The organism is Sorangium sp. So ce887 (assembly GCF_051521455.1).
GTDB lineage: Bacteria > Myxococcota_A > Polyangia > Polyangiales > Polyangiaceae > Sorangium.
In genome coordinates this window covers 8,094,084-8,117,238 of sequence record NZ_CP150354.1, presented here as the reverse complement: position 1 = coordinate 8,117,238, position 23,155 = coordinate 8,094,084, and the positions used below count along the sequence as shown (strand labels likewise).

Genomic DNA, 23,155 nt, shown 5'->3' with positions numbered 1-23,155 from the left:
GCTCATCGGGGCCACCTCCGAGAGCGGGTGAGGGCGCGGGCGAAGAGGCGGCGCGCGAGGCGGAGGCGGGTGGCGACCGTGGGGCGCGGGAGCGAGAGGGAGGCGGCGATCTCGAGCGAGGAAAGGCCGGTGGCGGCGAGCGAGAGGATCTCGCGCAGCTCGGGGCGGAGACGGTGGAAGGCGCGGAGGAGGCCGCGGGCGACGAGGCGGGCCTCGGGAGAGGGGGCGGCGAAGGCGGAGAGGCGGTCAGGGTCGGCCGCGGGGAGCTCGTGGCGGCGGTGGGCCTTGTCGCGGTAGTGCGAGGCCTGCCGCGAGGCGATGCCGGAGAGCCAGCGGCGGAGGGCGTCGGCGGGAGGGAGAGCGGGGGAGGGGCGGAAGCGGCCGGCGCGCATGCTGCGCCAGGCGCCGAGGACGGTGTCCTGGGTGAGGTCGTCGAGATCGGCGGGGAGAACGCCGCGGGCGCGGAGGGTGCGGCGGATGAGCGGGCGCTGTTCGAGGAGCGCGGTGGGGTCGAGGTAGACGGCGGGATGTGCGGCGGGAGAACCGCGCCTGCCGGGCCATTGCCCGAGCGGGCGTGGAGCGCCGGAGCGGACGCGGCGGCGGGAGGGCGGATCGATCTCTTGGCCCTGTTCAGGGCGTGAACGTATTGTTCCCATGTCGGACCTCGTTCGAGCGGGGTTCGGCCACGCCGCCCGGGGTGTTACCAGCACCCGCGGGCGGCACTATTCGTGGTCCCGCAACCCTACGGGCTGCCGGCGGGAAGCGTCAAGGAAAAGCACGGTAGGGCCGCGTTATTCTGGGCCGAGCAAGGGTGTACGTCGACCTGGTGCGAACGCTCACCCTGGACACCGTTCTGGTCTACATCGCCGCGAATCTTCGGCGTCTGCGCCAGAAGCGCGGCATGACCCAGGAGAGCCTCGCGGAGGCTGCCGAGCTCGATCTCCGGACGTTGCAGGACATCGAAGGCATGCGGCAGAGCGTGAGCCTGGGCGCGCTCGTGCGGCTCGCGAACGCGCTCGACGTTTCACCGGCGGCTCTCCTCCGGCCTGCGGAGATGCCGGAGATCAAACGCGGCCGGCCGCGCAAGCGTCCCGCCGGCATTTGAAAGCCATTCCCGGTGCCCGCATCGCGACAGCCCGCGGGCATCCACGCGCTTGGCTCAGAGTCGACGCGTGCACTGCTGCGACTGCGGACGCTACCCCGCGTGGTGGGTTGGACGGCTCGGCAAGCCGCGGCAACTTGAATAGCCGGGCCGCTGATCGGCCGGACCGTTCCAGCGCTTCTTGATCGGCTCGGAGGGGTAGGACGTCGGGGGTCCGCTCGCGCCGTCGAGGTGGGGCCCGCACGCGCCTACGCTGGTCTCCTTGACAAGGCGGGGTAGGCGTCGGATACGCTGCCTTCCTACGATGCATGGGGGTGGCACGACGGGGGTCGGAGGTCTGCGCGCACCGCGGCTGGCTGCGATCACGTTCGACGGTCCGGAAAACTCACCATCCGCTGCATAGATTGCCTATAAATCCATCTCCTCGAGTGACAAATTTCATGAATTACCGCGACATAGTCATTTTTCAAGCAGTCTGCGACCTCGTCCCCAAGAGCGAGCAACTTGCTCGCGACGTGCTCCTCGATGCCTACGTAAACATGGGTCACGCCGAGAAGTGCACAACACCCATCCATCAGTATATCGACGGTCGCAGAGGAACGGGCAAGACTCACCTTTTTGGCTTCCTCGCCGAAAGCATAAACACAAAGATCAACAAAGATCTCCACTGCGCAGTTTACGTCGACGCAAGAGATCTCGCGATTGAGTCGGGAGAGTCAGAATCTCCGAAGATCGCTGCCCGTCAGATGTTTCGCGAACTGATCCTTCGAATCGCGGACGGATTGCGAGATATAGCCGCTCGCGAACTTTGGCAGAATGAGGTTCCCACAGAGCGTTCAGAGTGGGAGAAACGCGTAGCTGAGAACAGTCACCGAGCCATCGAAACTCTCCTGACTGCTGCAGTGGTCGGCGTAGACCGTCCTATGGCTCTAGGCACCTCGAAATCGACCACATCCGACCACGAAAGTAAAGAGGCCGGGGTCAGCATCGAAGCATCCCTGTCTCATGACCCATCGAGCGCAGGCGCCACAGCAAAGGGTCTTTTGGGCTGGCTAAAAAAGAGAGAACAGAAGACCGAAACGCAATACCTTAGCGCAAGGCGAGTCTCATACGTCGCCATTCGTGAAGCGATCGAGCAATTTCTAGACGCGAACGATCTTGAGCGACTTTATGTGCTGTTGGATGAGTGGGCATTCTTCACGTCTTCCGTGCAGCCTTATCTTGCGGACCTCATCAAGCGAACTTTCCTGCCTAGTAAAAAAATCGCAGTCAAGATTGCGACGCTTCCCTTCCAGACAAACTTCGCGATTAGCGAGGGCCCTGACACCGTTGGCTTTGAGCGCAACGGTGACATCTATCAGGCGATAGATCTCGATGCCGACCTCGTTTATCAGCGCAACCCTGAGCGTGCCGCTCGAGTTTTGCCCGCCGTTCTTCACAAGCACCTTGTCCATGCATTGCGGCGGATTCCACGCCACATGGTGACCTTGCCCACGTCCGCCGACCACTTTCTGGATGAACTTTTTACCGAGGAGGCACATGTTCGGTTACTGAAGTTCTCCCATGGCAACCCGCGTGATTACCTGAATTTGTTCAAGAAGGCTTACCTGTACTGGAGAGAATCCGAAGCACCCAAGATTAACGTCGATAATATAACCAGTGCGGCGCGAGACTTTGGGGCAGAGAAGCTCGACTCTATCAAGGAGAACGTTGCAGGATCAGCATTGTTTCAAGGAATATTGAAAGAGATATTACAGGTCAAGCACCAGGGCGTCTTTATGGTCCGTGAGCATCTTGCGAGCTCCGTTCCTCTTCAGTACCTCGTGCACAATAGAATTCTTCATATATACGACCGAAACTATAGTTCGCCAACATACTCCGGCGAACGGTTTGTGGTGCTTGCCATCGACTACTGCGTGGTGGTCGATCATCTCAACGCTCCCAATTACCGCCACATCTTGAAGGCGTCCGATGTTGTTCTGAAGGAGGCGCGGGAAGCTGGCGTGGAGCCCGAACAGACGCTGCCGGATTGGGTCGAGAAGCTTTTGGAGTTACAGGATCCGGATCGCCGAAAAATCCGGAACACTGTTCTACCCGATGAATACCTGCGTAGCCCGGATGAACGATCATGCCCACATTGTCGAGCGCACTTTCCAGAAGATCAGCCTGTCTTCAAGAAGCACCACATGTGCCCTCAGTGCGGCGAGGTCATTTAGTTGTTAGTTCAATGAGCACGATCGACATCGAGTCCAGGCAAAAATTGCTTGCAGTCGACGGGCGCCTTCGACTCGACTGATACTGGCGTTAACCGGGCACAGGCGGCACGGTACATCGACGAAACGACGGCTCCGCCATAGAGCCGATCCCGAGTCGTGAAACGAATCGTGGTCAAGCTGCACCCGGACTACGCGAAGCATGAACACCGGCTGAGGCTCTCACATGGACTTTGCAATCCTCGTTGCCACGGGTCGCGGCGTTGTAGCTAGCGAAGCTCACCGTCGCGAGGCGCACATGTGTCCCAATACGGATTGCGCAGCCCCAGTCGAACTTCGCGACGGGGACCGAAACAAAGTGTATTTCGCGCATGTCCGTGGCACGGCGAGCCCGCAGTGCCCGTTTTACGCTGCTGCAGGGTCAGTCCTGTGGACCGGCAAGAGCGACGCATTTCCTGCGCGTAGTGTCCGCGTAACCGAAGACGGAATATGGGTTCTTGCCGTTGATACCGTATCTCGTTGGAGTGCGCAACTTTTACGAGATGAGTTGATTGGTCATAAGCACGTTGAAGCCAAGGGTCTCTCGTGTGACGCCAGTAGTTCAAAATGGATGGTGTTCGATGCGACCGCGCTTGGAACCCGAGTCCTGTCTCGGGACATCGTGCTACCTGGCGGAGACTACTATATTTTGACCTCCGCGAATGACTATATGCCATTGGGTGCGACTCCGGTTTCCCTCTTGCAGCCTCCGCGACATGGAGGCAACCTCGCGAAGTGGCGCGCGTGGCGAGTCAGCGTTCCAGACGAGCCCGACGAGAGTGTTTTGCGCTGGTTCGCGAATGCCCGTGTGCGGGTCATGTCGAATCGTGCAAGCTCGACAGTCAGCGGAACGAGACGCCTCCTTGAGGACCCTCGACGCGTCGCCTTTCGGGTGGGTGGAGGTGGTTGGGATATCGCAGTGGTTGTAGGCGACGGGGTCCGAACCGCGCGCGAGCAAGACCAATGGAGCGTGACGACCGACGGGCCTCGTGTCGAGGTTATTCTCACCACGTGTCCGACGTCGGGTCCCCCTGTGCTCGTCGCTCAGAATAATGCATGGCGCGTCGTACTGCATCAGGGGCGCAGCGGGTGTCCACCGATCAGCATCTCTTGGCGATCGCAATCGGAAATGGCGGTGGAAGAGGCCTTGACCACCGACCGAGATTTGCTCGTCGAGTGGCTCGAAAAGCTGGATGCTCGCATGCAGGGCGTGTGGAGGGGGATGGATCGCGTCGACCGGTTCTGTGAGCGCGTACGGCAATTTTTGCCCGACACCGGTCTGGAGCACGCACTCATGAGCGCCTTCGCGCAACTCTGCCACAAGCCCGTCATCACGCCTGGCGGGCATCAGGGAATCACTACTTGGCCATCTGGCTTCTGGAAGATGAGTTCCGTCTGGAGCGTGAAGCCTTTGCGCGAGCGTCTTGACAGAATGGATGGTGCGATCTCGGAAGACGATTTTGCAAACTTTGTCCACGAGATGCAAAGTCGCCTTTCCGAGGTGTTGTATTGGGAGGGTGTTCTGGTCAATGTCAGAGACGCATTTGGGGACGTCGGATTGATGGAAGCAGTTAGAGGAACCGAGCTGGAGGGAAGGGTTGAAGTTAAAGACGCCCATTTCTGGTTTGATCACGGCGGGCGAAGAATGAAGCTAGGGCTGGATAGCCTCAAGGTTGTCCAGGCATAGAGCACCGGGCGGATGAGACCCCAATGGCCACCCGTGCATCAATGATGCTGGGCGGTCCAACAGGCGGTTCCAGCTGACGAGCGCCGCCCGTTACCTCGCGAGACGTCGGCGTCGGTCGTGGGGAAGTTGCAGCCAGCCACGACCGTTACGACGTCGGGACGTTGGCGGCGGCCTCGGGAAGCTCAACCTCAGCCTCGTCGATGCGAGCGAGGCCGGCGTCGAGACCACCTACCGGCGCAGGTCGACCGGACAGGCCATGACCCTCCGCCCGTCGGTCGCCTTCCGCGCGCGTTTCCGGCACGTGCCGAAAACGCAAGTCGCGGCGGCCGGCCAAGAGGTCCTCTCCGTCTCCTTGCCGGATGCTGAGGTGTTCGAGCAGGTGCTGGCGCCTCCCGCCGGGGCGCCCCGCTGACGGAGCAGCCCGGGGTGTTGGGGCGAGTTTGGGGTGCTCGACCTATCACCCCCATGGCCGCCGCTGCACCCGGGCCTGTGGACGCGCCGGCTTCCACCGACGCGGTTCGCTGGGCGAGCTCCAGTCCAGCGATTCAGCAAACCGGAGCGTCTCGACGGCGACGCCGTCCTCGCCCGAGCTCATCTTACCCTCGTGGTCCCAGCTGATGCCGCCCTTGCCCGGCGGCCCCAGCGTGAAGGTGACGCCCTCGACCGTGAGCCGGTCCTCGTCGAGGTAGGCGATGCCGATCGCGTCGCCGCCGCGCCCCGGGCCGCCGTCGCCGCCGTCGCCGCCGTCGCCGCCGGGGCCCCGTTGCAGGAATAGGCCGAGCGGTCCTTCAGCACGCCGCCCGGTGCGTCCCGGCCGCTTCGTCCGCCTCGCTGGGGCTCGCCGCCGTCGCCGCCCTGGCCGCCGTCGGACGTCTCGATCTCGTAGTCGCGCACAGTCACCTTGGCGTGCAGCGCGACCAGGGCGATGCTCGGGTAGCCGTTCTCGCCCCCCTTGCCGCCTCGTCCACCGCAGCCGCCGGCCCCGCCCGAGCCTTCCCCGGCGCCCCCCTGGACGCCGCGCCGCACACGCCGAGCCCGCCCCTGCGGCCGCCGCCTCCGCCGCCGCCCTGGCCCGGCGTGCCCCAGCCGCCGTCGCCGGCCCAGTCGACGACACGCCCGCAACGGCCTTGCCGGGCATCGTCCCAAGCCCGCCCGGGCCCGGGCTGACGCCGCCCCGCGTCCAGCATCGTCGCCCTTCGGCGACAGCGGCAAGGGCTCACGACCATGGCGACGGTCGGGCGGTTACCCCTCGCCACCCGAGCACGGCAGACGTATAAGAGAATGTATGGTAGATCTTTTTGACTTGATCGTAGCTGAATCCAAAGCTCATCCCGCGTTTCTGGCGTTAAGGAATTCGCCGAATCACTCCGGTGCGCGTCTGCTCATGAATGGACTATATGATCGAATGGGGGACCCCAACGGAAATTTTTGCTCGGACTTTCAGTCCGAGGGGTTCCACTCTCGAATGTTTGAACTCGCTTGTTTTGCATATATTGAAGAGATGGGAGCGCTCATTGATCGTGAACACGAGGCCCCCGACTTCTTGATATCTGTCGATGGCAGCCGTGTAGCCATAGAGGCTGCCACGGCAAATCCAGTGTCACGACAGACGACCGACATTTCTCTCCGGAGCCTTGAGGATCTGTCTCACGATGCACTCTCTGATAAAGTTCTTAACGAGTTTCCGGTAAAAATGGGAAGACTATTGATTGGCAAACGCCAGAAGCGTTATTGGGCGCTCCCTCACTGCAGAGATGTGCCATTCGTTATCATCGTCAGCCCTCTCTTTGAGGCTGGCTCGACGTCGTTTACTGATGATGTGCTTAGTCGATATCTGTATGGAATCGAGGAATATACCGGCTGGGTCGAGCGCAATGGTCTTTGGGTGCGCTCAGTGCCGGTCGATCGTCATAGCTACAATGGACGTTCTGTGCGATCGAACTTTTTTTGTCAGGTGGACAGTGAACACATTAGCGCCGTGATTTACGCGAACTCGTTCACGGTCCCGAAGTTTCTTCGCATCGCCATTGAGAGTGGCCTTGAAACGTCGACCTCGGCGCAGCGGGCTGGTACCGCATATGTTTTTTCGCCAGGAGACCGGTGTGAGCTAGTTGATTTTGAGTATGATGTCGGTGATTCGCACATGTCTCGCGAAGCATGGTCTCAGGGAGTTACTGTGTTCTTTAACCCGCGTGCGAGAGTGCCGCTTCCGCATGACCTCCTTCCATGTACGAGCTCTGTTCGATTGGAGCATGGATCCATAGTGCGGGAATTGTATGGGTTCCACCCACTTGCCTCAGTTACTAGGGCAGGAGATGTTGTCGGATATGGGTCTCCAATGGAAACAGCCGGCTAATGTTAAATTGGTGCGCCTTATGCTCTTGGGCCTGAAGGCGTCAGCTCGCGACGACACCAAGCTACGTTCGCATCTACGCGGCTACCGGAGCTTGTCCCGTGGCTGGACGCGGTAGCGGAGCCAGAGGACGTGGCCAGCACGCCGCTCGACGGCGTCGAGCGCGAGCCGGTGCGCGCTGTGTCCCTGCGTGTCTCCTGGCCCCACGCCATTGACGTCGAAGAGCGACCGTGTGCCTCAGGAAGCTCAATCTCAGCCTCGTCGAGGCGAGCGCGGCCGGCGTCGGGACCACCTACCGGCGAAGGTCGGCCGGACAGGCCATGACCCTCCGCCCGTCGGCCGCCTTCCGCACGCGTTTCCGGGACGGGCCGAGAGCGTAGCTCGCGGCGGCCGGCCGAGAGGTCCTCTCCTCGCCTGACGCCCCGCTGACGGGGCGGCCCGGATCCCGGGTGGTGGGGGGAGCTTGGGGTGCTCAACCGATCACCCCCATGGCCGCCGCTGCACCCGGGCCTGTGGACGCGCCGGCTCCCACCGACGCGGTTCGCTGGGCGAACTCCAATCCAGCTATTCAGGAAACCGGCGCGTCTCCACAACGACGCCGTCCTCGCCCGAGATCCTCTTGCCCTGGTCGTCCCAGCTGATGCCGCCCTTGCCCGGCGGCCCCAGCGTGAAGGTGACGTCCTCGACCGTGAGCCGGTCCTCGTCGAGGTAGGCGATGCCGATCGAGTCACCGCCGCGCCCCGGGCCGCCGTAACCGCCCTCGGCGCCATCGCCCCCGGGGCCGCCGTTGCAGGAATAGGCCGAGCGGTCCTCCAGCACGCCGCCCGGTGCGCCCCGGCCGCCTCGTCCGCCTCGCTGGGGCTCGTCGCCGTCGCCGCCCTCGCCGCCGTCGGACGCCTCGACCTCGCAGTCGCGCACGGTCACCTTGGCGTGCAGCGCGACGAGGCCGATGCTCGGGTAGCCGTTCTCGCCCCCTTGCCGCCTCGGCCACTGCAGCCGCCGGCGCCGCCCGAGCCTCTCCCGTCGCCCCCCTTGGACGCCGCGCCGCACACGCCGAGCCCGCCCCTGCGGCCGCCGCCTCCGCCGCCGCCCTGGCCCGGCGTGCCCCAGCCGCCGTCGCCGGTCCAGTCCGCTTCCCAGTCGGCCTCGCTGACGCGCCCGATGCCCTGGCCGGGGGCGCCGACGGTGCCTCGCGCGCCACAAATCCTGTAGCTCCCGTCCGTGCAGCCCACGTTGGTCACGTCCCCGCCTCCTCGCCGTCCGCAGTTGCTGGGGTTCGGCGTCGGCGTCGTCTCGCCGTCGCGCCCGTCCTCCGCGCCGTCGGGCAATCCGTCACCGCCCTTGCCGCCGACGCTCGGGAGCCCGCCCCCGCACGGGTTCACCACGGCAGGCCCGCCCTGCGCGGTGGAGAACTCGGCGAGCTGCGGCAACCTGAACAGCCCCGCCGCTGATCGGTCGGGCCGTCGTAGGGGCACTGCTTCGCTTCGGAGGGGTAGGGCATCGAGGGCTCGCTCGCGCCTTCGTCCGGTGTAGCGCCGGCTCGGTCCTGCGCTGGTCTCCTTGACAAGGTGGGGCAGCTGTCGGATACGCTAACTTCCCACGATGCGTGGCGGCGGCACGAGGGGGCGGGGTCGGGGTTCAAGGCGCTCCACGCGGAAGCGGCGGTCAGCGGTCGAGAGGGCTGATCACGTCGAGAAGTCCGCGGTCGACGATGTGGTTGTAGATCATCGTGGTCCGCACATCGTTGTGGCCGAGCAATGTCTGAATCGTCCGGATGTCGGTGCCCGCCCCGAGCAAGTGGGTCGCGAAGCTGTGGCGGAGGGCATGGCATGTCGCGCCCTTGGTGAGCCCCGCCGCGCGTCCGACATCGTGCACGGCCCTCTGTACCGCCGATTCGTGCAGGTGGTAGAGGACCTGTCGACTAGTCGCACGAGCGGTGCAAGGGCGAGAGGCGGGGAAGAGGGACTGCCAGGCGAGGCTCGTGGCTCGTCCTGGCATCTTGCCTCGCAGAGCGTGGGGCAGGTCGACCTCGCCGCGACCAGCCGCGAGTTACCTCAGGAGCAGGGCCGGCCGGTCGCGCTGTCCTTTTCCGCGGCTCAACATGATTTGCCGATGATCGAGGTCGACGTCTTCGATGCGAATCGAAAGCGCTTTGAGGAGGCGGAGGCCGCTTCCGTAGAGGAGCTCGCCGATGAGTCGAAGTTGCGGCGGCCGGCGGATATTTCGGCCGCACATCAGTCGCCCGAGGTGATCATTTACAGGCGCGTATCTTGCTCCGCGACACGCCGTCGCCGTCCGAAGCCCATCAACGCGGATACATATTTGTGCAGCACAGCTAATTGCGACGTTGGGCCGGCAGCAGGGAGTAAATGTCGCACACTGCCCAGTGCACCCATGCCGCCACGATCGAAATATCGTCGGGCCAAGTCAACCAAAGAAGGAATCAATGGTATTCATTATCATAGACGGCGACGACATCGGGAGAAAGATCACGTCTTGCTACATATCTAACGATGAATCCAGATTGGCCCAAATCAGCATCGACATGAGCAGGGCAGTGGTGGCGATATCTCGACTACTGGACAAGATGGGATTTCGAGTTATTTTTTGTGCCGCCGACGGGGTAGTTGGAGCAAATGAGAATCCAATCAATGCCGATAAGTTGCTCGACCAAATTCGAGAGTTGGCGCCTAAAGGCATCACGTTTTCTGCTGGTACCGGCCAAAGTCTTCAACAGGCTTATCTGGCATTAACTCACGCAAAGTGCTCTGGGAAAAATATGCACGTAGACTACGAAATCATTCACCAGGAGCCCATTTAATCATCTATCCGGAGCGTCTCATGCTTCACCTCTTGGATCCCAAGAAAGTGCTCCCAGCTTACGCCCTCGTCACGACTGCAGCTTCAGTAGCCGTTTTCCTGGTAATTCAACGCGTGCTCAAGATAGACTGGGAGATATACAAGATCGTTACACTATCGTCATCGATTTCTTCGATATTAACCATTATAGCGTTTTCGAACTTTGTGTCCCGAGCAATCTGGGATACCCTTCGGTGGTGGAGCAGGGATACATATCCAAACTTAACAGGATCCTGGGAAGGGAAGATATGTCCGGTGCCGGACAGGGCCGACAAGGCGAGTGAGCCTTTGGTGGTGCGCGCAAGCATTAAACATTCGATATTGGTTCTATTTATCGATTTTCACGGAGAAACATTTGATTCTGTTACTCAGTCTGCGACGCCAATTATTGAAAAGGGCCAGCACCGTCTTCACTACGTGTACCGGTCCGACTCGAAAATACCCGGTCGGGAGTCATATAATGGGACCGCAATACTTAGAGTTGTAGCCGTCAAAACAGACAAGGGTACTGCTTTGTCACTAAAAGGTCAGTACAGTACAGATCGCCGGACAATCGGAACCATCGAACTCCTCCAAATCGGAACAGATGCGCATCATGACGTGGCCTTTTAGGAGACGATACTCGCGAGGCTAAGAGGTATTGGGGGCAGTCCTTCCGCGATCTGCCGGGGGGAGTTTGGCTCCTACCTGCTAACGATGCTTTCGATCGTGATTCAGATGCCAAATGCGGAGCAGAGACGGGAGCACCCGAGAAGGATGAATAACCCGTTCGTACCCGCAGGCCCCCCAGCCCTGCATGCAGCCGACGAGCGCTGCGCGTCCGCGGCTGATTCTGGCGTTGGGCCGAGAAATGCTGCCAGCGACGCAACCCGTTGTCATCGTCGCGCCACTTTGATATGATGCCATGGTCCCTACCATCCAACATTCATCACACCGATGCCAAGGCGGTGGCGAGCAGGAACGTCCCCGCGTCCTCGCCGTCCGTAATTGCCGGGGTTCGGCGTCGGGGTCGGCTCGCCGTCGCGCCCGTCCTCCGCGCCGCCGGGCAATCCGCCACCGCCCTTGCCGCCTACGCTCGGGAGCCCGCCCTCGTAGGCCATCGAGCTGGAGGCGGCATCGCCGTGCGTGGCGGACCCGAGCCATGCCATAGTTCTCCTATGTCTACTGAGGAACTTCTCGCGCAGGTGCTGCTGTTGCCCCGCCACGAGCGGGCCCGGCTGGCAGAAGAAGTGCTCTCCAGCCTTGAGGAGCCCGACGCCGAGGAGGTCGCAGCAGCGTGGACCGGTGAGCTGACGCGCCGAGCGCTCGAGGTCGCGGAGGGTAAGGTCCAGACGGTCGACTGGGGCACGGCGCGGGCGGAGCTCCTGAAGGAGCTCGAGGACCGGCGTGCGGGTCGAGCTTCATCCTGAGGCGCGCGCCGAGCTTCGCGCGGCGGCCATCTGGTACGACGAGAGGCGCCCCGGGCTGGGCGACGAGTTCATCGCCGAGATCTCGTCGATGCTCGATCAGATCGGAGAGGCCCCGACATCTTTTCAGATCTGGCCAGGGACTTCTCCTGCACCACGGGAGCATTCGCAGAGCGATCGTCGACCGTGTTCCGTACGTCATTGCGTTCGAAGTGCACCCCGAGCACACGCTCGTGCTCGCCATCGCGCATGCAAAGCAGCGTCCGCTGTACTGGCTCACTCGTGCCTTGTGAATGGCCCGCCCAATACGGCAATGCACCCGACGCCGCTTCGCGCTGCACGTGACTCTCAAGGCGTTGCGCGGACGCGGGCGATCTCCACTCCAGCTATTCAGCGAACCGTAGCGTCTCCGCGGCGGCGCCGTCCTCGCCCGAGATCCTCTTACCCTGGTCGTCCCGGCGGATGCCACCCTTGCCCCAGGTCGACGCCGGAGCACCGGGCCGCCGCGGCGCGTTCATGACCCGGGCGCGCGACAGGCTCGGGAACGAGACCGCTCAGGAGCTCGCCCTGAGCGCGGCGAACTCGCCTGGATCGTGGATGGTGGGGGGATTGATCCCGCCACCGATGAAGTCTTCCGTCCGGTCGTACATGCCGAAGTGGGTCACCGGCTCCGAACCGCCCCGTGCCGGGAAACCATCCACGCCTGCCTTGACCCCGAGGGCGTTCATCAAGTTGCAGAAGTACTTGTTGATCGGCGCGTTGGCGAGCGACGGATCGGTCCCCGTTTCTTGGGACATCCCGTCGACCTCGTTCGGAGTGCCGTCGGCACACGTGATCTCGCTGTTGCCGGTCGTGAGATCGGGCGAGCCGTCATCGACGTTCACGGCCCAGCCGGTCTTGAAGTAGCCGCCGGCGCTGCCGACCTGGACGATCGGCAGGTTGTTGAGGTTGCGGGCGCAGCCGTCCGACACGTCCTGGAGCCAGACGGCCGCGCAGTTGTCGAGGAGCGTCCCGTCGCCCTCGTCGATACCGTTCAGCTGCCCGACGAGGTGGGCGAACTTCCTCGCATAGTAGTCGTCGATCGTGAGGAGCTTGTCGATCGCACCGGGGACGCAGGTGCCGACCATGCCCGCGCTCCCCAAGCGACCCGAGAGACCCGCGCTCTCCTGCGTCAGGCCGAGCCCCTTGAAGGTGTAGCTCCCGGGGTACTTCAGGAAGATGACGGGGTTCGCGTTGCACGCCGCCGCGAGCACGGCGAGGTTCGAACAGAGGTCCGCTCCGTCCAGACTGTCCGAGATTCGCCGCGTCAGCCTGTCGTCGACGCTCGGGGCCGTGCTCGCCAGGTCGATGTTTTCTTGCGTCACACCGAGCGCCGTGGCGAGGGACGTGTCGCACTGCGCAGAAGCCACCACGTTTCCTGTCGAGTGGAGGAGCTCCTTCCAGGCTGCGAGCTTCTGCTTGTCGGCTCGGCTCATGTCGAACCGCTCGAGCGTCTGCAGATCATCCTTCACGATGTCGAGGATGCTCTTGCCGCGCATCGCCGCATAGGTGTCCGGAGACGGCGGCTTCCCCGCCTCGAAGATGCCCGTGAGGCTGCTGAAGGCCTGCGACGCGTTCAGGCCCTTGAAGAGGGTCACGGCGGCGGAGTAGGAGATCGCCGACTGAGCGTTCTCAGTCTGACCCGTCGTGTTCAAGAGCAACGGAGTGCCTTGCGGGCTGAGCTGTCGTGCGATGACGTGGTCCAGCGAGGGACCGGTCGGCATGGCGTTGAATTTCGTCTCCAGGGCGAAGCTGAACGGGTCGTCGCTGTTGGGAGTGACCGGGTGGCAAGTGAAGTACGACCCGTTCACCTGCGTGTGGCGATCGTTCCCTTGCCCCCGCGCCAGCGTCGCCGTCCACTCGTTCATCGCGCGGATGCCTCGGGGCATGAGGAGCTTGTCGACGTAAGGCGCCAGGTGCTTGAGCGTCGTCGACTGGAGGTCCGCGGCGGTGAGCGGGCCGTGCGACTTCGTCGGGAACCACCGCGTCGTGATGCAGCCATAGTGCGTGTACATCACGATCAGCCGCTTCGGTGGCGTGGCCGGCTGAGCCATCACGGTGCGGTCGAAGATCGAGCCGAGGAACGGCGCCGCGACGCAAGCTCCGCCCAGCCCCCGGAGGAAAATTCTTCGGTTCATGCGTTTTGACATGGTCGCAATTCCCCTACCTCAATGGACGCAAACGCCCGGCTGCCACTCGGAACGCCCTCGGATGCCCGGGTTTGCCACCGCTCCATCATCCCTAGAATGCCCGCGGGCCCGTGAACGTATTTGTGTTTCGCTCGGCCGGGCGTTCGTCGAGCGGAAAGATGCCCCGCCGAGCACGGCTCGACGCGGCAGTTCGGCACGTCGCGGCAGTCCTCGAGAGCGATCTCGGAACAGGGCGCCGGGGTGCCCTCGCAGTACTGCGAGGGCAAACAATTGCGCTTACCGCAGACGTCGGCATCGGTCTGGGCCGCGCAGCGCCCTCGATCCCGTGCCGCGTGCCGAGCTCCTCGACGCCGGCGAGCGCTCCGCCACGAACCCGCTCCCGTTCCCAGCGCTTCGCCGACCCCAGGCACGCAGATTTCGCTGCGCTGTCAGACGCCTTCTCGGCCCGAGCTGGGCCTTCCCCGCGTGCCCGGCGGCCGGGCCTTCGCCGCCACGGACCGTGTTTCGCGTGCCTGGGTCGCGTAGGCACCCAGCTGCGCGACGAGGTGCTCGAAGACGAGGCGGACGCGGCGCACGGCGCGCAGATCCTCGTGCATGACGACCCAAGCGTCCAGGTGGAAGGCGAGCGCGGGCAGCACGCGCACGAGCGGCACCGGCCGCCGGCTGAGCGGGAGCTGGCACACCCCGATGCCGAGGCCGGCGCGCACCGCGGCGAGCTTCGCGATGTCGCTGTCGCTGCGGAACGCATAATCGCGCGGCGTGGTGACGAGCCCGGCGGCGGCGATCGCGTCGATCATGGCGCGGGAGCCGTCGGCGCCGATGAGGGCGTGGTCGGGCACCAGCCCCGCGAGCGACGTCGGGGCAGCGTGCACGGCGAGGTACGCCTTGGTGGCGAAGAGGCCGATCTCGACGCGCCCGGCGCAGCGCCTCACCAGGCCGGCCTGCGTCGGCTCCGCCATGCGCACGGCCATGACGGCAAGGAAGGCACCGTAGAGGTCCCACGAGGGCTCGGCTGGGCTCATCAAAAGATGATGAGCGGATGGACGCATTTGTACAATGTTCATGAGCACCCGCAGCGACCATGCTCTCCACGTCGCCGGCACCCGCGCCGGTACGCACGACGAGGAGAACGACCATGACCACCGCCGCGATGCTCCCTGCGCTCGACCTTGCTCCCGCTACCCGCCGCCCCGTGCCGCAGCCCACCTGCGAGGCCTCGGCGGGCGGGGCCAAGGGCATGCCGCGCGCGCTCCTGCGCCTCGAGGGCGCGCTCGTGCTCGGAGCAGCGCTGTTCGCCTACGCGCACCTGGGCGGGCGCTGGGGATGGTTCGCGGCGCTCTTCCTCCTGCCCGACCTGTCGCTGCTCAGCTACCTTGCGGGCCCGCGCGTGGGCGCGGTGGCCTACAACGCGGGGCACAGCCATCTGGCTCCGGCGCTGCTCGCGGGCGCGTCGGCCGCGCTTGGCTCGCCGGCGCTGCTGCTCGGCGCGGCGATCTGGGTCGGGCACATCGGCTTCGATCGGATGCTGGGCTATGGGCTCAAGTACGGGACGGCGTTCGGCGACACGCACCTCGGCCGCGTGGGCTCGAAGCGCTCTTTCAAGCAACGATGGTTTCAACGGTCGCCGACCTGAAGACGGCTGCTGAAGTAACAGAGTGGACGGCAGCCCGGCTCGACAACTTCACCGAGGACCTCGAAATTCTGCAAGAGCTTCGGATCGAGCCGCATCACCTGATCGAGAGGGTCCGCGCCGCAGACGGCGCTCGTGTCTATCTCTTGCACCCGCACTCTTGCACCCGCAGCGCCCGGTGGGTGAGTTCGAACAGTGGATCAGAAATCGGTGAGAGCGCTCGGACAGTGAAGAATGGCCGCGCGCTCGTCGCGCAACGAGGCTCGAGAGAAGGGCTCGCGGCGGCCGGCCAAGAGGTCCTCTCCTTGCCTGACGACGAGGTGTTCGAGGAGATGCCGACGCTTCCCGCCCGAGCGCCCCGCTGACGGGACGGCCCCGGGTGGTACGGGAACCTGCGGTGCTCGACCGATCACCCCCATGGCCGCCGCTGCACCCGGGCCTGTGGACGCGCCGGCTTCCACGGCCGCGGTTCGCTGGGCGAGCTCCATCCCACTCCAGCGATTCAGAAAATCGGCGCATCTCCACGGCGACGCCGTCCTCGCCCGAGATCATCTTGCCCTGGTCGTCCCGGCTGATTCCGCCCTTGCCCGGCGGCCCCAGCGTGAAGGTGACGCCCAGGGCCGTGAGCCGGTCCTCGTCGAGGTAGGCGATGCGCGATGCCGATCGAGTCGCCGCCGCGTAAGCGCCCGACCAACGCCATCGTGACGGTCCGTGCGGCGCCGGTTACCAGTTCCCATCGCGACGAAGGAGCGAGCGATGGCGACGAGAGTGGAGTGGGGCGAGCGGGGGACCGATGGGAGCGGAGCTGGCTGAGTGCCGAGCAGTTCGCGCGGCGCGCACGGGCGTCTGATGGCTGACCCCGCCCTGCCGCGCCAGGGTGGCGTGCTGCCCGGGTCGAGCCGGAGGGCGAAAGTGTGAGGCTGCGCATCGTCACGATCGCCGCATGGGGCTTTGGCGGTCCGGCGAACGATGCCGCGCCGATCGCCGCCGACGGTACCCGCCTCGGGGCGACGCGCTCGCCGGCGTCAAGGTGCGCGGCGCGCGGCACGGGCTCGAGGGCGGCACGAGCGCGCCGCGCTGGATGCGCTCCGAACGCCGCCCGCCGCCCGGACCCCACGCCCCTTCGCGCCTCGCTGCCGGAACCGTGCTGGCCCCCCGCGGCGCCCGGCGGGCGAGGATATAACTTGCTCGCCCCGTGCGTGGATGGGATCCTCGACACCTGCTTATCGCCAGCCCGGCTAGCCTGATCCCGCATCGGAGGTCCGGCCCGCCCACGGCGCGTTAGCCAGCATCAATGAGGGTATCATGAAGGGAACCGGCACCTCGGCCACAGCGATCCTGAATATCGATCCGTCCTCCTCGAGGCGTGGGGACACCCGAGCGGGAGGCGGCTGGCGCGGCCGGGCGGTGCTGCGCGCGGCCGCCGCCGGGACGGCCCTCCTCGCGCTCGCGGCGCTCATCGCCGGATGTCCGTTGTGCAACGGCACGGACGTCGGTTGCGAGGACGGCGTCCAGATCTCGGGGCCTATCGGGCTCGCCGCGAATGCGTCGGCGCACATCGAGGTCCGGGCGTGCTGGAACGGGCGCTGCGGAGAAGCGACGCTCAGCTCGGATCCGGGTGATTTGCCGAGCTCGCCGAGCCCTACCAACGGCGCGAACGCCGACATCGACGGCGGGCGGTTCGGCTTCTCGCTCTTCGACGTCGACCCGACCAACGCGCAATGGGAGCTCTCGATCGATTTCTCGGCGGACGTCGACACGGAGCTCGAGGACGGGGACGTCTATTCGGTCAGCGTCATCGACGTCGACACGCAACGCGAGCTCGTGAGCTTCGAGCGCACCATCTCCTACCGTGAAATTCAGCCCAACGGCGAGGGCCCCTCCTGCACGTCATGCAACGTTGCGAACATCAAGCTTCCTCCGCCCGCTGCGCAGTGATCACGAGAGCCCCACCGGCGGCGGCGCTCGCCGCGGCGAAACCAGGCACGTTGAATACCAGGTGCGCGCATCCACGTTTGCCACGGAGTGTTTTCACAGCATCGAGCTGCACCTGAAGGCGCTCCTCGCTTCAACCGCGGGCTTCCGTAGAGCCACTTGCGGAGCGCCTTGAGGGGCCCGCACGCCGGCCCCTCTCACGTCACGACGGAAGAGACCACGAACTCCACGAACGCCCGCACCTTCGCGGGCGGCAAGTGCCGCGACGGATAGAACACGTAGAGCGGAAACCGCTCATCCCCCCACTCCGGAAACAGCTCCACGAGGCTGCCGCTCCGGATCAGCTCGCCCACGCCGATCTCCATCGCCGGCGCGATCCCGTGCGCGGCGGCGCAAGCAAAGAGCAGCGTCGTGGAGTCGTTCAGGGTGAGCCGGCCCGAGACAGGCACCTCGATGACCTCGTCCCCGCGGTGGAACTCCCACGGAAAGGGCCGCCCCGTGGCCGGATCGCGAAACAGGATGCACTCGTGCCGCCCCTCGGCGATCTCCCGGGGATGCGCCGGCCGGCCATGCCGTGCAATGTAGTCGGGCGACGCGCAGGTCAGTATCCGTGTCTTCAGCAAGAGGCGCGCGACGAGCGCTGACGGCTCCGGCTCGCCGAAGCGCACGGCCGCGTCGAAGCCCTCCGAGACGAGGTCACCCAGGCGATCCCGCACGGAGAGGTCGAGGGACAGGCCGGGATGCGCGGCCAGGAACCCGGGGAGGCGGGGCGCGAGGACGAGGCGCGAGAACAGCGGATCGACGTGGACGCGGAGCCGCCCGCGCACCGCAGCCGACGAGCCCGCCGCGTCCGTGGCGGCGTCCTCGATGCCCGCGAGGAGCGGCGCCACCTGCTCGTAGAACCGGCGCCCCTCGTCCGTGAGCACGACCGCGCGCGAGGTGCGATCGAACGCCGCCGCGCCCCGGGCCGCCGTAGCCGCCCTCGCCGCCGTCGCCCCCGGGGCCCCCGTTGCAGGAATAGGCCGAGCGGTGCTCCAGCACGCCGCCCGGTGCGCCCCGGCCGCCGTCGCCGGCCCGGTCCGCTTCCCAGCCGGCCTCGCTGATGCGCCCGATGCCCTGGCCGGGGGCGCCGACGGTGCCTCGCGCGCCGTAGATGCCGTAGTTGCCGTCCGTGCAGCCCACGTCGGCCACGTCCCCGCTTCCTCGCAGTCCGTAGTTGCCGGGGTTCGGCGTCGGGGTCGGCTTGCCGTCGTGCCCGTCCTCGGCGCCGCCGGGCAATCCGTCACCGCCCTTGCCGCCGACGCTCGGGAGCCCGCACTCGTAGGCCATCGAGCTGGAGGCCGCATCGCCGTGCGTGGTGGACCCGAGCCATGCTACATTTCCCCTATGTCCACCGAGGAACTTCTCGCGCAGGTGCTGCTGTTGCCCCGCCACGAGCGGGCCCGGCTGGCAGAAGAAGTGCTCTCCAGCCTTGAGGAGCCCGACGCCGAGGAGGTCGCAGCAGCGTGGACGGGTGAGCTGACGCGCCGAGCGCTCGAGGTCGCGGAGGGTAAGGTCCAGACGGTCGACTGGGGCACGGCGCGGGCGGAGCTCCTGAAGGAGCTCTTGGACCGGCGTGCGGGTCGAGCTTCATCCTGAGGCGCGCGCCGAGCTTCGTGCGGCGGCCATCTGGCACGACGAGAGGCGCCCCGGGCTGGGCGACGAGTTCATCGCCGAGGTCTCGTCGATGCTCGATAAGATCGGAGAGGCCCCGACATCTTTTCAAATCTGGCCAGGAACTTCTCCTTCACCACGGAGCATTGCAGAGCGATCGCCGACGTGTCCGGACGGCACCCCATCCGATCACGGATCGACCCGTTCAACAGCTCGCCGAAGCCTGGAACTTCGCTATTTCCTCTCACCTGGGGCAATCCAGCGCCACGCTCTAGCATCGTGATATTCTGGTCTCGCGCCTTGGTCGACATCGCCACCATCCCGTTCAAAACGCTCGCGCTCCCAGGCGCTCGATGCACCGCGACGCCTTTGTTCGCCTTATCCCCACGGCGGTCTAACTTGTCGTTGCACCAGACGAGGCCCTCGCTGCGCTCGGGACCTCGCGGGTGAACTCCAGACGTTGGGCAGACGATGGTACCGATCATGGCACGGCAGGGGAGATCGGCCGGCTGCGCGTCGGCGGTGCCTTGCACCGCCGAGCTTGCTTGTCTCGACGGCCCATCGTAAACTAGGACATGGCCGTTCAAGCCGTTACCGTGAACCTGCCCGAGCCGCTGTACGAGCGCCTGGCTCGCCGCGCGCAGGAGACGCAACGAACCGTCGAGGCCGAGCTCGTCGATGCGGTGACAACCTCCCTCCCTGACGAGTCCGACGGGCTGCCGGCCGACATGGCGGAGGCCATCGCCGCGCTGCACTTGCTAGGTGACGAGGATCTATGGCGGGCCGCCAGGCAGAGCCTCGCCCCGGAGAAGGCCGCGGATCTCGAGGAGCTGCACATCAAGCGCCAGAGCGAAGGGCTCTCCGCGTCGGACATCGAGGCGCTCGCGACGCTCATGAAGGAGTACAGCCGGATCATGCTGGTCCGTTCCCGATCTGCCGCGCTGCTCAAACAGCGAGGTCATGACGTCTCGGGGCTTCACCAAGGACATGAGCCGTAGCTACATCGGGAGGGCGCTGCGTGAGCAGGTCGCCAGTGAGGCGCGCCATCGCTGCGGCTACTGCCTGACCTCGGCGCGTATCATCGGCACGCCGATGGAGATCGATCACATTATCCCTGAGTCGCTGGGCGGACCTACTGCCAGGGAAAACCTCTGGCTCGCATGCTCGATGTGCAACGATCACAAGGGCAATCGAATCGCTGCTCCCGACCCGTACACCGGGGAAGTCGTGCGTCTCTTCAACCCACGACAGCAGGTCTGGCTGGATCATTTCAGCTGGAGCACGGAGGGATCTCTGATCATCGGTAAGACGCCAACTGGCCGAGCTACGATCGCTGCGGTTCGCCTGAACCGCGCCGAGATCGTGGAAGCCCGGCGAGGCTGGGTCATTGTGGGGTGGCATCCGCCCGATGATTGAACCATGAAGCTGCCCAACCAGCCGCTGCTGCCGGCGGCGCTGCGCGCCGCGGCAGACCGGCAGGGCGTTCGGCGGGCGAGCGCAGTGTCAACGTGGGCCAGGTGGGAGACCCCACCTCGGTCGTCATGAAGGGGCCCTCGCCGCTCAGCCCGAGCTGGGCCTTCCCCGCGTGCCCGGCGGCCGGGCCTTCGCCGCCACGGGCCGTGTTTCGCGTGCCTGGGTCGCGTAGGCACCCAGCTGCGCGACGAGGTGCTCGAAGACGAGGCGGACGCGGCGCACGGCGCGCAGATCCTCGTGCATGACGACCCAGGCGTCCAGGTGGAAGGCGAGCGCGGGCAGCACGCGCACGAGCGGCACCGGCCGCCGGCTGAGCGGGAGCTGGCACACCCCGATGCCGAGGCCGGCGCGCACCGCGGCGAGCTTCGCGATGTCGCTGTCGCTGCGGAACGCATAATCGCGCGGCGTGGTGACGAGCCCGGCGGCGGCGATCGCGTCGATCATGGCGCGGGAGCCGTCGGCGCCGATGAGGGCGTGGTCGGGCACGAGCCCCGCGAGCGACGTCGGGGCAGCGTGCGCGGCGAGGTACGCCTTGGTGGCGAAGAGGCCGATCTCGACGCGCCCGGCGCAGCGCCTCACCAGGCCGGCCTGCGTCGGCTCCGCCATGCGCACGGCGACATCGGCGTCGCGGCGCAGGAGATCCTCGTTGCGATTCGTGGCGACGAGCTCGATCTGAAGGCGCGGATGAGCCACGAGGAGCGCGGCGAGCATCGGGGGAAGCACCTCGGCGCCGACGACCTCGCTGCACGTGACGCGCACGGTGCCGCGGTCGGCATCGGTGGGGCTCGACACGGCGCGCACGAGGGCGCGCGCGCTCGCGGCGATGGACTCGGCGTAGGGCAGCGTGGCAAGCGCGAGCTCGGTCGGCACCAGGCCGTTCGGCGCGCGGGTGAAGAGCACGACGCCGAGCTGCGACTCGAGCTGCTCGATCTGGCGGCGCACGGTGGGCTGCGCGACGTCGAGGGCACGCGCGGCGGCGGAGAGGCTGCCGGTGCGCATGACGGCAAGGAAGGCACCGTAGAGGTCCCACGAGGGCTCGGCTGGGCTCATCAAAAGATGATGAGCGGATGGACGCATTTGTACAATGTTCATGAGCACCCGCAGCGACCATGCTCTCCACGTCGCCGGCACCCGCGCCGGTACGCACGACGAGGAGAACGACCATGACCACCGCCGCGATGCTCCCTGCGCTCGACCTTGCTCCCGCTACCCGCCGCCCCGTGCCGCAGCCCACCTGCGAGGTCTCGGCGGGCGGGGCCAAGGGCATGCCGCGCGCGCTCCTGCGCCTCGAGGGCGCGCTCGTGCTCGGAGCAGCGCTGTTCGCCTACGCGCACCTGGGCGGGAGCTGGGGATGGTTCGCGGCGCTCTTCCTCCTGCCCGACCTGTCGCTGCTCGGCTACCTTGCGGGCCCGCGCGTGGGCGCGGTGGCCTACAACGCGGGGCACAGCCATCTGGCTCCGGCGCTGCTCGCGGCCGCGTCGGTCGCGCTTGGCTCGCCGACGCTGCTGCTCGGCGCGGCGATCTGGGTCGGGCACATCGGCTTCGATCGGATGCTGGGCTATGGGCTCAAGTACGGGACGGCGTTCGGCGACACGCATCTCGGCCCCGTGGGCTCGAAGCGCTCTTTCAAGCAACGATGATTACAACGGTCGCCGACCTGAAGACGGCTGCTGAAGTAACAGAGTGGACGGCAGCCCGGCTCGACAACCTCACCGAGGACCTCGAAATTCTGCAAGAGCTTCGGATCGAGCCGCATCACCTGATCGAGAGGGTCCGCGCCGCAGACGGCGCTGGTGTCTATCTCTTGCACCCGCACTCTTGCACCCGCAGCGCCCGGTGGGTGAGTTCGAACAGTGGATCAGAAATCGGTGAGAGCACTCGGACAGTGAAGAATGGCCGCGCGCTCGTCGCGCAACGAGGCTCGAGAGAAGGGCTCGCGGCGGCCGGCCAAGAGGTCCTCTCCTTGCCTGACGACGAGGTGTTCGAGGAGATGCCGACGCTCTCCGCCCGAGCGCCCCGCTGGTCATCAGGTTTCTCGCCTGGCGGGTTCCTCGCCCGGAGGGTACGTTCGGCGCGCCTGGAGGCCAAAGGTCCCGCAGGTGAACTGGGGCATTGGGCTTGTAAAGACCGGGATAGGGTCTCTCAGGCGCAGCTTCCGGCTCATCGCGTCGGGTCGAGCCGGCGCCTGCCGGACATGTCCGTCCGGGCCGCGCGCACCGGCCGGCCCGCCTCGGGCATCGCGCGTGACGCCGGGGAGCTCTGACGCTAGACTGAGATCGCCGGTAACGGAGCAGGAGGAAGCATCGTGCAAGCCGCCAAGATCCCCATCGTCATCCCCGCAGACCGTCGGGTAGAGCTGCAGGTGCCCGCAGACCTTCCAGAAGGCCCAGCGGAGGTGATCGTCCTCATCACCTCCCCGCAGAAGGCTGCGCCACTCGACAAGCGGGCAGCGCTTGGCATGGATCGGGGTACGGTCCAGATCGCCGATGACTTCGACGCGCCGTTGCCGGAGGACCTACAGCGAGCGTTCGATGGCGAGACATGAGGTTGCTGCTCGACACACACTGCTGGCTCTGGCTCGTCGCCGACCCCGAGAGGATCAGGCGCGACGTCGTG

The 23,155-nt window shown here is 65.7% G+C and carries 25 protein-coding genes; 16 read left to right on the top strand and 9 right to left on the bottom strand.

Going from position 1 to position 23,155, the window contains the following annotated elements; genetic code table 11:
* Positions 1 to 2: 2 nt before the first annotated feature.
* A complete protein-coding gene (locus WMF36_RS30055) occupies positions 3 to 656 on the bottom strand; it encodes an RNA polymerase sigma factor (protein ID WP_437574203.1) in 654 nt (217 codons plus the stop codon).
* 170 nt (positions 657 to 826) lie between these two features.
* Between WMF36_RS30055 and WMF36_RS30050 the strand changes: the two genes are divergently transcribed.
* The 4 genes from WMF36_RS30050 to WMF36_RS30035 all read left to right on the top strand — a co-directional run bounded on the left by WMF36_RS30050 (position 827) and on the right by WMF36_RS30035 (position 7,397).
* On the top strand, positions 827 to 1,105 hold the full coding sequence (locus WMF36_RS30050) for a helix-turn-helix domain-containing protein (RefSeq protein WP_437574202.1): 279 nt from the start codon (positions 827 to 829) through the stop codon (positions 1,103 to 1,105).
* 437 nt (positions 1,106 to 1,542) lie between these two features.
* Entirely contained in the window at positions 1,543 to 3,318 is a 1,776-nt protein-coding gene (locus tag WMF36_RS30045) for a hypothetical protein (protein ID WP_437574201.1), read from the top strand.
* Between the two features lie 1,183 nt (positions 3,319 to 4,501).
* The gene (locus WMF36_RS30040) at positions 4,502 to 5,041 is read left to right on the top strand and encodes a hypothetical protein (RefSeq protein WP_437574200.1); all 540 of its coding nucleotides are present in this window, start codon (positions 4,502 to 4,504) and stop codon (positions 5,039 to 5,041) included.
* Between the two features lie 1,285 nt (positions 5,042 to 6,326).
* Entirely contained in the window at positions 6,327 to 7,397 is a 1,071-nt protein-coding gene (locus WMF36_RS30035) for a hypothetical protein (RefSeq protein ID WP_437574199.1), read from the top strand.
* A 561-nt stretch (positions 7,398 to 7,958) separates the two neighbouring features.
* Here WMF36_RS30035 and WMF36_RS30030 read toward each other — a convergent pair.
* The 4 genes from WMF36_RS30030 to WMF36_RS30015 all read right to left on the bottom strand — a co-directional run bounded on the left by WMF36_RS30030 (position 7,959) and on the right by WMF36_RS30015 (position 9,629).
* Entirely contained in the window at positions 7,959 to 8,312 is a 354-nt protein-coding gene (locus WMF36_RS30030) for a hypothetical protein (RefSeq protein WP_437574198.1), read from the bottom strand.
* A 2-nt stretch (positions 8,313 to 8,314) separates the two neighbouring features.
* Positions 8,315 to 8,869: a hypothetical protein gene (locus WMF36_RS30025; protein WP_437574197.1), complete on the bottom strand. Its 555-nt coding sequence runs from the start codon at positions 8,867 to 8,869 to the stop codon at positions 8,315 to 8,317.
* A gap of 190 nt (positions 8,870 to 9,059) precedes the next feature.
* On the bottom strand, positions 9,060 to 9,392 hold the full coding sequence (locus WMF36_RS30020; RefSeq protein WP_437574196.1) for a tyrosine-type recombinase/integrase: 333 nt from the start codon (positions 9,390 to 9,392) through the stop codon (positions 9,060 to 9,062).
* A gap of 51 nt (positions 9,393 to 9,443) precedes the next feature.
* Positions 9,444 to 9,629: a tyrosine-type recombinase/integrase gene (locus WMF36_RS30015; RefSeq protein ID WP_437574195.1), complete on the bottom strand. Its 186-nt coding sequence runs from the start codon at positions 9,627 to 9,629 to the stop codon at positions 9,444 to 9,446.
* A 211-nt stretch (positions 9,630 to 9,840) separates the two neighbouring features.
* Here WMF36_RS30015 and WMF36_RS30010 point away from each other — a divergent pair, with 211 nt between their 5' ends.
* From WMF36_RS30010 to WMF36_RS30000, 3 genes are all read left to right on the top strand, one after another.
* Positions 9,841 to 10,215, top strand: coding sequence for a mCpol domain-containing protein (locus WMF36_RS30010; protein WP_437574194.1), 375 nt, complete (start codon positions 9,841 to 9,843; stop codon positions 10,213 to 10,215).
* Positions 10,216 to 10,235: 20 nt separating this feature from the next.
* Positions 10,236 to 10,865, top strand: a complete 630-nt coding sequence (locus WMF36_RS30005) for a hypothetical protein (protein WP_437574193.1) — start codon at positions 10,236 to 10,238, stop codon at positions 10,863 to 10,865.
* A 545-nt stretch (positions 10,866 to 11,410) separates the two neighbouring features.
* Complete coding sequence (locus WMF36_RS30000) at positions 11,411 to 11,662, top strand: addiction module protein (protein WP_437574192.1); 252 nt, start codon at positions 11,411 to 11,413, stop codon at positions 11,660 to 11,662.
* 551 nt (positions 11,663 to 12,213) lie between these two features.
* On the opposite strand, the gene WMF36_RS29995 is transcribed toward WMF36_RS30000, so the two are convergent.
* Positions 12,214 to 13,848 (bottom strand): DUF1552 domain-containing protein, encoded by a 1,635-nt coding sequence (locus WMF36_RS29995; protein ID WP_437574191.1) that lies wholly within the window; start codon positions 13,846 to 13,848, stop codon positions 12,214 to 12,216.
* A gap of 428 nt (positions 13,849 to 14,276) precedes the next feature.
* A complete protein-coding gene (locus tag WMF36_RS29990; RefSeq protein ID WP_437574190.1) occupies positions 14,277 to 14,870 on the bottom strand; it encodes a LysR substrate-binding domain-containing protein in 594 nt (197 codons plus the stop codon).
* 113 nt (positions 14,871 to 14,983) lie between these two features.
* Here WMF36_RS29990 and WMF36_RS29985 point away from each other — a divergent pair, with 113 nt between their 5' ends.
* The 3 genes from WMF36_RS29985 to WMF36_RS29975 all read left to right on the top strand — a co-directional run bounded on the left by WMF36_RS29985 (position 14,984) and on the right by WMF36_RS29975 (position 17,416).
* Entirely contained in the window at positions 14,984 to 15,481 is a 498-nt protein-coding gene (locus WMF36_RS29985) for a DUF4260 domain-containing protein (protein ID WP_437574189.1), read from the top strand.
* Positions 15,457 to 15,843 carry a hypothetical protein gene (locus WMF36_RS29980; RefSeq protein WP_437574188.1) on the top strand — a complete coding sequence of 129 codons (387 nt, stop codon included), beginning with the start codon at positions 15,457 to 15,459 and terminating at the stop codon, positions 15,841 to 15,843. Before WMF36_RS29985 ends, WMF36_RS29980 begins: the two co-directional genes overlap by 25 nt.
* 940 nt (positions 15,844 to 16,783) lie before the next feature.
* The gene (locus tag WMF36_RS29975) at positions 16,784 to 17,416 is read left to right on the top strand and encodes a hypothetical protein (protein ID WP_437574187.1); all 633 of its coding nucleotides are present in this window, start codon (positions 16,784 to 16,786) and stop codon (positions 17,414 to 17,416) included.
* 194 nt (positions 17,417 to 17,610) lie between these two features.
* Here the strand turns inward: WMF36_RS29975 and WMF36_RS29970 are convergent, their stop codons facing one another.
* Positions 17,611 to 18,339 carry a substrate binding domain-containing protein gene (locus WMF36_RS29970; protein ID WP_437574186.1) on the bottom strand — a complete coding sequence of 243 codons (729 nt, stop codon included), beginning with the start codon at positions 18,337 to 18,339 and terminating at the stop codon, positions 17,611 to 17,613.
* 460 nt (positions 18,340 to 18,799) lie between these two features.
* Between WMF36_RS29970 and WMF36_RS29965 the strand changes: the two genes are divergently transcribed.
* The 3 genes from WMF36_RS29965 to WMF36_RS29955 all read left to right on the top strand — a co-directional run bounded on the left by WMF36_RS29965 (position 18,800) and on the right by WMF36_RS29955 (position 20,482).
* A complete protein-coding gene (locus WMF36_RS29965) occupies positions 18,800 to 19,051 on the top strand; it encodes an addiction module protein (protein WP_437574185.1) in 252 nt (83 codons plus the stop codon).
* 590 nt (positions 19,052 to 19,641) lie between these two features.
* The gene (locus WMF36_RS29960) at positions 19,642 to 20,064 is read left to right on the top strand and encodes a hypothetical protein (protein WP_437574184.1); all 423 of its coding nucleotides are present in this window, start codon (positions 19,642 to 19,644) and stop codon (positions 20,062 to 20,064) included.
* Positions 20,054 to 20,482: an HNH endonuclease gene (locus WMF36_RS29955; RefSeq protein ID WP_437574183.1), complete on the top strand. Its 429-nt coding sequence runs from the start codon at positions 20,054 to 20,056 to the stop codon at positions 20,480 to 20,482. Before WMF36_RS29960 ends, WMF36_RS29955 begins: the two co-directional genes overlap by 11 nt.
* 144 nt (positions 20,483 to 20,626) lie before the next feature.
* Here the strand turns inward: WMF36_RS29955 and WMF36_RS29950 are convergent, their stop codons facing one another.
* Positions 20,627 to 21,589 (bottom strand): LysR family transcriptional regulator, encoded by a 963-nt coding sequence (locus WMF36_RS29950; protein ID WP_437574182.1) that lies wholly within the window; start codon positions 21,587 to 21,589, stop codon positions 20,627 to 20,629.
* Positions 21,590 to 21,702: 113 nt separating this feature from the next.
* Between WMF36_RS29950 and WMF36_RS29945 the strand changes: the two genes are divergently transcribed.
* Genes WMF36_RS29945 through WMF36_RS29935 form a run of 3 tightly spaced genes read left to right on the top strand, consistent with a single transcriptional unit; the run spans position 21,703 to position 23,084 of the window.
* On the top strand, positions 21,703 to 22,179 hold the full coding sequence (locus WMF36_RS29945) for a DUF4260 domain-containing protein (protein WP_437574181.1): 477 nt from the start codon (positions 21,703 to 21,705) through the stop codon (positions 22,177 to 22,179).
* On the top strand, positions 22,176 to 22,802 hold the full coding sequence (locus tag WMF36_RS29940; RefSeq protein ID WP_437574180.1) for a hypothetical protein: 627 nt from the start codon (positions 22,176 to 22,178) through the stop codon (positions 22,800 to 22,802). Before WMF36_RS29945 ends, WMF36_RS29940 begins: the two co-directional genes overlap by 4 nt.
* 42 nt (positions 22,803 to 22,844) lie before the next feature.
* Positions 22,845 to 23,084 (top strand): hypothetical protein, encoded by a 240-nt coding sequence (locus tag WMF36_RS29935; RefSeq protein ID WP_437478152.1) that lies wholly within the window; start codon positions 22,845 to 22,847, stop codon positions 23,082 to 23,084.
* The last annotated feature ends 71 nt before the right edge of the window (positions 23,085 to 23,155 follow it).